Annotated in this window: 1 protein-coding gene; it reads right to left on the reverse strand. The window is 60.5% G+C overall.

The annotated features are described in order from the left end of the window. Nucleotides 1–11,479, reverse strand: an 11,479-nt coding sequence (locus tag L0H65_RS07065; RefSeq protein WP_301458133.1) for a putative Ig domain-containing protein, incomplete at both ends; no start/stop codon positions are given.

Consider the following 11,479-nt stretch of genomic DNA (forward strand, 5'->3'; position numbering starts at 1 on the left):
CTGTCGTCTGACGAATCCGTCAGGGTCAGCCCGCCGTCGAAGCTGATGTTGTCGACGTAAAGCCTGATCTCCGCATTAGCCTCACGCGCGCCGTCGCCGGGGGTATGCTGTACGATCAAGCGCCCGGAATGACCTTTTACACCGTCCGGAACAGTGAACATCAGCCGCTCGAAATGGCCGAAATTGCCGGAAGTCAGCGACGGGATATAGCCCGGTTCCGGCACCAGTTCGATCAGCGATCCATCAATTTCCGCAAAGACCTTGATGCCGTTCACCACTTCGGGGAAGTTGGCCCAGCCCCCTGTTCCGGCGGTCCATTTGACATCAATCCCAAGGCGGTTTTCGGTGTCGGGGAATGCCATCGTGTTGTGGATCAGCGCATCATTCGGCTGAATCTCAAAGCTCCAGGCTGCAAACTGGTCTTGCAGATAGGTCAGGATCGCGGGCAGTTTATCCAGAAGTTCCCCGATCTTCTTGGCGGCTTTGGAGGCCTTTTTGGCCTCATCCCGCGACTTGATCGTATTTTTCGCCCAGTCCTGCTCCAGATCTGCGATGTTGCGGTTCGGGTCGTTTGCCCGAACGTATTTCTCGGCCATCTGCAAGCGATGCAGCCGTTGCGCCTCTTTCAACGTGTCGTTGTCGGCCTTGTCGAGGATCTTGTCCCAACGCTTGCTGTCGGTGACAAACCCGAAGATGTCGCCGTCAAGTTTCTCAAGATTGACGAACACTTCCAGCACTTTGCGCAGGTCACCGGATTTAAGCCGTTCCAGCAGAGCGGGCAGGTTCTTGAAGAAGCCGTCCTTCGGGTCAACGGCATCCGCAGCATCGGGATCAGTGGGGCCGCCACGATCGGCCGCAATTTCCGCACCCGATTCCGGGAAGAATATCTTGATGAACTTGCCGATCATCTCGGCAATCGGCTTTGCGTCCGCCGGGGTGGAGGCGATGCCCTTTTCGATCAGCAGATGCACGATCCTTGTCGTGTCGAATTCCAGTGAAAGTGAGGAAAGCCCCGGCAACGGCAGGCCCATGACCTTGGTTGCCGTTGAAAACTCGGTCATTTCCGGCTGCGTGTTGTCCACAGTGCCAAGTCCGCCACCTTGGAAGGACCAGCCGGGGATTTCATACATAGAACGGCCCAGCACGGGCACCCGCCCGAAGAACGGCCGGTAGGAGGCTTCGAAGTTGCCGTTAAACACCGATTCCAGCACTTCCTTGTGGTCGCTGTCGGGAGAGTTGTTCAACGTCACCGGGTCAGCCTTTGTCCGCGCCACGGATGCGGCAGGATTGTGGATGCGCAACATCGCGCCACCACCCAGCGCCGAGTAGAACCAGCCGGTCGCGACACCTTCCCAATCCTCGGCGGAGTTGCCGGTGATATTCGGCGAGACGCCGCGTGCTGCTTTTTCATCCTCGCGCGCGATGTACCAACTGCGCAGGTTCTTTTCATAAGCGTCCGGGTCTTGCAGAATATTGTGAGCAGAGGGCGGCAAACCGGCTGCGGCGGCATCGGAACCATCGTTATAGAACCGCGCGAGTTTGCCGATATCGAAACTGACCGAACTGAAGAACGGGATCTGCGCGCTATAAGCGGTTTTCACTTCGGCAAAACGATCCGACAACCCGCGCCAGATATTTTCCGATGAGCCTCCTGCCCCCGTGAAGGTCTGCGCCGAAACGTCCGCCGTCCCCAGATACCAGCCCACGGCGCGGGCGTTCAATGTTCCGACGCCAAGGCCGTATTGGTTTTCAGCAAAAAAGCCGATATCCCAGTTGGGCACCGCGTCATCTTCAAAGAAGCCGGGGCGACCGTTCAGGTTGATATTCACATCCGCCGTCGGAACCGGCGCACCGACCGTGGTGAAGGATGATCGTTTCGGGCTATACCCCGCCGTCTGGAAATAGTTGTCGGCATAGCCCACACCTTTCCAGTTGACCACAATCGGGTCACGGAAATCACTGTAGTCGAGCTTGTCGAGCCCGATCCAGGTCACCGCGCGCTGGGTGTCTTTGATAATATCCTCGAACTTGGCAGCAATGCGCGCAAAGCGGAATGCGGTTGCCGTCAACGGTCCGGTAACCGCCGCAGTCGCACCTTGTGACACCACCGTCACGAAGGCGGATCCAAGACCCAGAGTATAAAGCCCTACCTTGGTCAGCGTGGCCATTTTGCCGATCAATCCGAGGTATTTGTTGGTGTCGACAACCATCTGCGGCTGTTTTGTCATCATCGGGTCGATGGAGGTCACATGAATGGCGCCCAGACCCCCATCGCCAAATTTGACCAGCAACCGTTGCAGGATTTCGGAATTCACCGCCGCGCCGCGATCCTGGCCGATGAAATGCAGCGGTGATTGCAACATGCCGGGGATAAGATCGTTCAGTTTCAGAATATCGGCGTAGAACGCATCTGCCGCCGCTTCGGCAAAACCGCCTTCATTGGCAACGCTGGCATCCGTCCAATCCGGCAACAGCACAAGCGAATTCGCGGTCAGCGGATCACCTGCCAGCGCGACCCAGTTGCCGATGCGACCGGGATCGGTGCCACCAGCCGCGAACTTGGGGCTGTAGACCATCACCACGCCTTCTGAATTCGCCGCAATCGCCTTCGCCAGCGCATAGATCGAGGTTGCGTCCAGCACCCCGCCAATGAACGGCGCGCTGAATCCATGGGTTACCACCGTGACGGAGGCATAGCGTTCCCCGTCAGCCGGGCGACGCGGTTCCACGGTGAAGGCGGCCTCGGCGAATTCGCTTTCGTGCTGTTTGTCGTTTGACTGGCGGTGCAGTTCCACGCCCCAGAAATATTGCTGGCCAAAGGTCAGCAGCGTGTCGCCTGACAAGGTGATGCGGATCAGGCCATCGTCGCCGATCAGGTCTTTGACCTGCGCCAACGTATAGTATTTGGTGTAAATCCGGTTGCGGTTGCCATCGACTTTCACAAGGCCTTCGCCAGATGTCACATCTGTCCAACCAAGCGCCTTCAAAGCCCGCACTGTGTCGCTGTCAGGGTTGTCGGCAAACAACCCGTTCGCCGGATCAGCGGCTGCCACAGTGAAGGTCATGCCGGTGACATTGCCCAGATCATTCAACTGGAATACGAAGCTAGGCTGCGGATAGCCGCCGGTGCCGCGATACTCCTGCAAACTCAGCCGGTTTTTCGCCTTGGTGATATCCATCGCGCCGTCAACCCCGGCGGGTGCCATGTTGATCGAACTGCGCAACCCGGTGGAGCCGTTCAACACGCCTCCGGTCACGATGGGGGTGCGCCGCTCAAACCCCGGTGGGGTGCCGACCTGAAGTGCAAAACCGCCATTGGCATTTTGGCCGGGATAGAGCGCAAACAGCGCGCGCTCGTCGATCTCATACTGATATTCCGGCGCGGTCACCGGCCGGCCGAACGGGTTGAAATCGCCCTCAGCACTCAGATCATCAATCGGGAAATCGTAAAGCATGCCAAGCGGTGAATTTTGCCCGTTCCTGGTTCTAAGGGCTGCCAGCAGGTCTTCGACCTTCTTGATGTCATAGACCAGCGTTGTTCCCAGACGCCCGCCCGACATGATCACTTCGCCGCCGTCCGAGGTCAGGCCAAGCGCCGTTCCCCAGCTTTGCGGAATGCCACGGGTGGCACCGACCACTTTTGGCGCGCTGTTATCATCCCCGCCAAGCAAGCCGGTCATCACCGCGATATTGGTGCCCGCCGGGTTGTAATAGCGCGAGGAGATTATGGGGAACTCCTCCGCTGCCATATTCGGGTTGCGCTCCATCATCTCGGAATTGAAACGCCGCTGACCAAGAACGAAGGCGAGTTTGCCATCGCGCGAAAAGACGATATCCACGGGGTCGGCAATGGTGAAGGGATCAATGAAACTATCGTGGTCGGCATCTATCGGAAACGCGAAATAGGTGACAGAGTCCCGCGCCCATGTGCCGCCGCTGTCCCGTTTGAAGACAAAGATACTGCCGGCGTAATTTTCGGCCCTGTTCAGATAATTGTTGTCCAGCACGATGATCCGCGCCAAGCCGTCATCCACCCCGTACCGCGTCTGAACCCCACGCGGATTGCGCAGGAAGGTGCCGTTGCCATTTTCCTTGGAACCGAATTCCGCCACCAGGGCCTTTTCGGCATCGGGCGACGGTTTTCCCATTTCCGCATTCAGCGACCCCAGATCATAGATCGCCATGCGCCCGCCCGCTTGCCCGCCAGCGGTGTCAACCTGCGTCACCACAAGCTGCTGGAAATCGGGGGTCAGCGTTGCATCGAGGTTGGACCATTGCTTGCCACCCAGTTTGATGCTGCCTATCACCTTGTTGTAGCTGAAAGGATCGTTCTGGTTGGTGCCGATAACGTAAAGCATCGAGCTTTTGGTATCTATGGTGTAAAGACGTTTGCCGCTGGCATCGAAAAAGAGTTCCGTCAATGCCGGATTGCCGGGGATCTGGATATAGTTGATGCCGTCTTTCAGTGCGTTGGCATCCATCTGGCGATACATCACCGCATCGACAACCGCGATACCGCCCACACCTTTCAGTGAGACATAAAGCCGCGTTCCATCCGGCGTTGTTGCAACCTTCTGCGGACTGACAGTTTGCCCGGTAGGTGCGCCGGTTGCATCCAGATCGCCAATCGGAATCCGGACAATCAATTCCGTCCGCGTCGGCAGGATTTTCTTGTCGCTGTCGTTGTATTCCTTCAACTCTGCCGGCGTCAGTTGCGCCGGATCAAGCGGCATTTCGCGCGCGACCACAAGCTGATCAATCGTGCCGTGAACATTGGTGACTTTGGTGCCATCGGGCTGCGTGATCCCGCGTTCCACCACCATATAGGTGTTGCGATAGTCCGAACTGATCGAAACCGCTTCAGAGATGCGGACCGCCAAATCCTTGACGCCACCCGAAATATTCGTGCTTTCGGCATAGGATGTCAGCGAAGGCAAAATCTGGCTGAGCGAGAACTCCGTTCCGAATTTCGCCACCCGCACCTGGCCCACCGAAACGCTGCGCGGTGGATCGACGCTGAGGATCTGCTTGCCACCATCTGACCGGCTTTCGGCGCGGATCGCGCGACCGACGCCATTTTCCGAGATCAGGAACAGTTCAAACGTGCCATCCGCCGCCATTTCCATCAGTTTGCTTTGCAGCTCATCTTCGGGGAAATCGCCAAAGACGACATAGCTTGGCGGCGCATTCGTGCCGGTCTTGAACAGGTTGGTGCCTTTCAGCTCCAGCTTCTGATTGGTGGTCAGCGCGGTGCCCTGATCATCGGTATAACGGACCGTCGTTTCTTCGATGACCGGGAATTCCGTGGTCAGATGGTCCAGCAACCCACCGGTCCCGACAATATTCACCACCATGTCAGTGATGCCTTCAAACACCGTCAGAAACGCCGAGCGCACGAATTTCAGCGTTTCGCCGTTGATGATGGACACCGCGATTTTCTTGATCGCATTGGGCAAGGTGATGGTGAAATTGCCGCCCGCATTCAATGCGCCGATGAACACACCACCACCTGTGTTTGCAACGAAGGCAGAGGTCTGAACCGCGTCGCGCGGGCCTTTCAGGGCAACATTGGTAATCCCGGTCAACTGCCGCGCCTGACTGACCCCAACCTTCATCACCGCATATTGCCCTGCGGTGGTTGGCCCGTCATGCGGTGGCGATGCGGTGCGGGCGACGCCATTCGCATCGACCCAGCCGGAATCGACTTCCTGATAACCTTTCACCAGCGTGCCGTCTTCGGTCACGAAATCCGAGATCCGGTAGAACAGCACCCGTTCCCCGGCGGCAAGGGTGGTCGGCACCGCGAATTGCATCGGAACCTGCATTGGCACATCGCCGGTATCCAGATTGAAGGCAGCCGCGAATTCAAACCCCATGCCCGTCGGCATCGGTGGCGCGTCGAGGTCTGACTGATCAAGCGTTGTGATCGTCACCGCAGTTGCGCGGGGCATTGCACCCGCCGCAATCGCGACCTGATAGCCATCAGTATTCGCGACAATGCCACCGTCACGCCCCACAGGCACATTCGTCGCGACAACCGGCGCAACAACCGTGACCGGCACCAGTATTTCCGTAGCGCGGAAGATAACCTGCACCGTGGTCTGACCCGGTTTCAGCCCGATGATCCTGCCATCCGCCGTCACCTGCACGATGCTGCCATCGACAACGTAGCTGATCACCTCATCCGCGCGAGTCGCGATGACATTGGTGCCATCATTGTCGAAAAGCAAAAGCTGACGCGACGCGCCGGGCGTGATCATCACAGCATCGGGGTAGACATCGGCACCGAAATTCACCAGCGCGCGGTCATAGGGGTCCAACGCACCGACGCGGACGACGGTGGCGGCAGAAATCGCACCCCGGGTCGCGATCAGGCGGGTAAACCCGTCACTCCGGCCTTCCAACTGGCCGCGCCGCATGGCTGCAATCGTCGGATCAGCGATGTTGACCGTGACATAGCCTTCCGGCAGGGCCACTACACCGCCATCGGCAAAAGCGCCGAAGATCGCGAAATCGCGGCGTTCGCCATCGGCAAGTTCGGGCGCGCGTTGCGCAAACTCGATTTCCTCCAGCGCCGCGCTGGAGATATCTACCGTCAGTTCGGTCACATCCGACCAGCGATGTCCGTCCGAGGCGCGCAGATAGATCCGCGCATCCCCTGTCCGCCCCGCTTGCGGTGTAAACAGCAAGGTCCGGCCATCGGGCGCAAGCTCTGCCACGCCACCATTCGCGCCCAGAACCTCAAAGAAGATCGCGTCACCCTCTGCGTCCGCTGCCATCGTGCCAAGATCAATACGAATGGCGAGGTCGGCATAGGTTTTGCGGGTTTGCGGAGTGATGACAGGTGCGGAATTGGCCAGAAGCCCAAAGTTCTGCATCAAAAGTGCCCGGTCGCGCGCATTCGCGACGCCGTCACCGTTGATATCGCTTGCGGTCAGATCAAAGGCCGCCAGATCAGTGCCGTCCACGGTGCCATCGCTGTTCACGTCACCCGCCGCTGCAACCTGCAAGCGGTAACCGCCCGCGATTGCCGCCGCCATGGTCACGACATGCAGTCCCGCGGTCTCCACCGCAAAGATTGCAACACTTCGCCCGGTGGTCTGGCTGACAGACAGTGGCTCCTGCCCGTTCAGGCGCAGTGTCGCGGCCCCCGGTCCTGTCGCCTCAACCCGCAGCAGGACGCGGCCCCCGGCCGTGGCTATTTCGCTGTCACGCAGGTAAATCGTTGCAGTGGCCGAACCATTCGCCACAAGCGAAGTGTCGAACGCCGTCGCACCCGCCAGAACACCAAAATGATGCCCGCCTGCGACGGTTTGCACCGTACCATCCGCGCGGTAGCTGTAAGACGCCGCATTCGGCCCTGTCACCGCAAGCAGGCGACCCGCCGCTGTCGCTTCATAGCCGTAAAGCACCGGGTCACGGCCAGCCTGACCGACAAAGCTCAACCGACCCGCCGCGTCGTAAAGATAGATCACGCGCGCGCCATCGGGCAGTTGCAGCCCGGCAATCGCACCATAGGCATTGGTGATCACGCTTACCGTGTCACCGTTCGCGGCGATCATGCCACTGTCGGAAACCCGCAACCGGTGACCGTTCTGCACAATGCCGGTGATATTGCCTGCGCCATCGGCCTGCCAGCCTGTACCGTCCGGCGTGGTCAGCGTGAGACTCGCGTCGACCGCCGCGAAGGGTGAATAGGGCAGGCCCAGAACGGCATCGAACACTCCGCCTTCCGCCGCCATCAACACCGGCCCGCGCTGTGTCAGCGCATATCCGGCGACGGAGCTGTCGAACAGCAGCTCAACCTGATTGAACCCGGCAATCCGCGTGGTGGCAAAGCGCGCTGTAAAGATCAGCCGTGTGCCATCCGGTGCGGTCAGGTGAACCCGGTCGCCTTCGCGCAGCGCGCGGTTGCCGTTGGCCGCCGGTCCGGCATCAAGGTTCAGATCGGCCCAACCAGCTTGCCAGCCGGGGCCAAACTCCCCCACCGCGCCCGCATTGCGCGCGTCCAGAACCCGTTGCAGTGACAGTGTGACACCGCCGAGCGTGACAACTGCATCCGTCTCCACGCGCCGCAAGGCTGATGCGCCGGTGGGAAGGATTTCGACGGTACGGTCAAGGGTACTGCGCAATCCGGCAAGGTCCGTCGCCTCCAACCGAAGCGTATAAAAGCCGGACTGGACGAGGGCCGGATCATAGGACGCCAGCGCGCCGTCAAGCTCTGCGCCCCCTGCCCCAAGGATGCGCGCATTGCCACCCTTGTCGATCAGAGACAAGCGCCATTGATCGAGGCTGGCATCGCTGACGCGCCCGGAGATGTCACCAAGGCCCAGAACTGCGCCGTCGGTGACGTTCAGCACCAGATCCGGCGCGCGCCGATCCGTGGCATTCCGCACCGCGATCACCCGTTCGGCGCGGCCAACCCGGCCATCGGCATCGGTGACTTCCAGCACGGCGGTATATTTGCCGGGCACCGCAGGAACGAAGCTGGCACGACCCAGATTGTCCAGCGCCAATACCTTGCCATCCAGCGTCAGCCGGTAGCCCGTCACCGGAACCAGACCGGACCCGGCGACCGAAAGCGTTACCTTTTGCCCCGGCAACGCCGGGAATCCGGGTGTCACATCCAGCACTGCAACCGGTGGCACCGGCTCTCGCGTCACGCGGATCACCATCGGGCCCGCGGTTTCCACCGAGCCGTCAAAGGCCACAACCCGCAGCACCAGATCGCCCAGATCCCCCGCATCCGGCGTAAACCGCAGTCGCCCTGTCGCCGCGTTGAAACTCGCTCCCGGCGGCAGATTGTCGATCCGCAAGACCACGGTATCGTCGCTGTCGGGATCGGTGGCGCGAAGGATTGTATCCAGCGTTTCCCCCAAAACAACGGCACGGTTTTGCACCGTCACAACAGGCGCGCGGTTGGTGTTGAGGATGCGGACCTGCACATCCTGCTCGGTTGCTGCCCCGGCCGCATCGCGTGCGCGCAAAGTGACGGTCCAGCTTCCGGCTTGCAGATATTCCGGCGTCCAGGTGACAACGCCTGTGCGCGCATCCAGCTTCATCCCCGGTGGCAACGCGCCGACCGGCTCAAACAAAATACCGTCGCCATCAATATCGGAGGCGAGCAAACGGAAGCTGAGCGGATCGCCCTCCCGCCCGGTCTGCGGCGGGGTGGCAATGAACACAGGCGCGCGGTTGGTGTTGGCGACGACCAATAGCACAGTGATGCTGGTGCTGCGATTGCCATCGCTGGCCGTCACGACCAGCGGATATTCCCCCGCCTGAAAGCTGTGCGGCTTGAAGATCAGCTTGCCCGACAACGGATCAAGGATGGCACCCCCCGGCAACCCGGTTGCCGAAAAGGTCAGCGCGTCGCCATTCGGGTCTGCTGCCTCAAACACATGGGTCAGCGTGGCAAGTTCCGCTACGTCCAGCCGCGCCACCGGCGTCAGGATCGGGGCACCGTTGGTCGCGCGCACCCGCAGCGCAAAACCCATGCTGTCAGTCTTGCCGGAACTGTCGCTGACCTTCAAAGTGACCTGATATTCCCCGGCATCCACAGCGCCCGCCGCCCAAGACAGCCGCGCCGTCGTTCCACTTGCCGTGGGCGCGAATACTGCACCTGCGGGCAGGCCAGTCGCTTGCCAAGTGATCACGCCGCTGTCCGGATCACTGGCGTTGAACACGAATTCGGTCGCCAAACCGGTCAGCGCCACCAGCCCCGCCACGGGTGTCAGCTTTGGCCCAAGGCTTTCCGCTGCAACCGTCAGGATGAAACTACCGGTGTCGCTTTGCACATTCCCCGCTTGCCCGTTGCCGTCATCGGCAACGCGCAACTCGATCCGCCAATTGCCCCGGTCCAGTGCCTGCGGGGTCAGGCGCAACAGGTAGTCGCCGTTTTGATCGAGGATCAGCGAACCGAGCGGCGAAGTTCCGTCCAGCGGCACCGGATTCGGGTCAATCGAAAGCTGATCCGCGCCACCCGTGCGCACTGCAAAGGCGGAAACAATCAACGCTCCACCATCGGGGTCAACCGAAGCGAGCGGGATATCCAGCGTTGCACCGGCCTGAACGTTGCGGTTGGGAAGGTCGGGCAAGACCGGCGGGCGATTTACATCGGTGACGGTCAGCACAATATCAAGGCTGCGCTCCAGCGCAGCCCCCGTGCCGTCGCCATCATCCCGCGCCGTCAGATGAACGACATAACGGCCCGCGTCGGCGTAATCCGTGGTCCAGGCGAATTGGCCGGTTCCGGCGTGATAGGTTGCACCCTCGGGCAGACCCGTCATGGTATAGGTCATGCTTTCGCGCTGCGACCCGGTGTAATAGACCAAAGCGCCGCTGTCATCACGTTCCGGCAGCACGAAAAGCGGATTGTCAGGATCGAAACCGGTGGTGCGGAAGAAAATCGCCTGGCCTTCGGCCACGGTCCAATCCTCGAACCCTTGCAGGACCGGTGCGCCATTGGCGTTCACCACCTCCAGATCAATGGAGACCTGCACCGTTGTCGCCCCATCGGAAACCAGAACCGGGATGGAATAGCTGCCCTTCTGGTCAAAACGCGGTGTCCACTCGAAAAGCCCGGTTTTCGGGTTGATGACGGCACCCGCAGGCAGAACCGGCGCGCGGAAGCTCAACCCCTCCCCTTCGGGATCAAAGGCGACCAGCGGAATGCGGATCGGATCACCCTCGCGCACGGTCAGGCGCTGCGGCGTTGCAACCACGGGTGCTGCATTGCCGGGATAGACGATTATGGTGAATCGCTCCGTCGTTTCTTTCGCGCCATCGCTGGCGCCGATCTGGACATTCGCGTAAACGCCGCGTTGGCCCGGCAAAACCCGCCAGACCAGTTCCTGCGTCTGCTGGTCCAGATAGGCGCCTTTCGGCAGGTTGTCCGCAAACAGAAGAATGCTGTCATTGTCCTGATCCGACGCGATCACCGGCAGGCGCATCTCCTCACCCTCGGTCAGGGTGATGACCGCGTTCGGCGGCACGATGCCGGGCGCGTGGTTCACACCGGCGCTGATCGCAATATCCCATGAAATATCGCTATAGCTGCCCTGATCGTCATAGACGCGCACCAGAACCGAGGAGGTTTCATCCGCCTCGCGCCCCGGTGTCCATGAGATAACGCCCGTCACCGCGTCGATCACCATGCCTTCCGGCCCCTGCATGAGCACGAAACCGATGGGATCGCCGTCAACATCAACCGCCGTTATCTTTTGGCTATAAAGTTCGCTGATTGCGGCGTCCGTCCGGGAATCCTCTACAATCACCGGTGCGGCATTGGCCCCCGGCAACACGCGCACCCCATGTTCGAACGGCGCACGTTCCGCCGGATCAAGTAACAGCGAAACGGCAAGCGCCGTTGTCGTGTCACCAGGGTTCAGCACGCCATTCGGACCAAGCGCCGTTGTCAGGTCGATCAGCCAGATATCATTGCTGCGCGTCCCCGAAAGCGGGGTGCCAGAGCCGTCAG

The organism is Pseudorhodobacter sp. (assembly GCF_030452865.1).
Classification (GTDB): domain Bacteria; phylum Pseudomonadota; class Alphaproteobacteria; order Rhodobacterales; family Rhodobacteraceae; genus Pseudorhodobacter.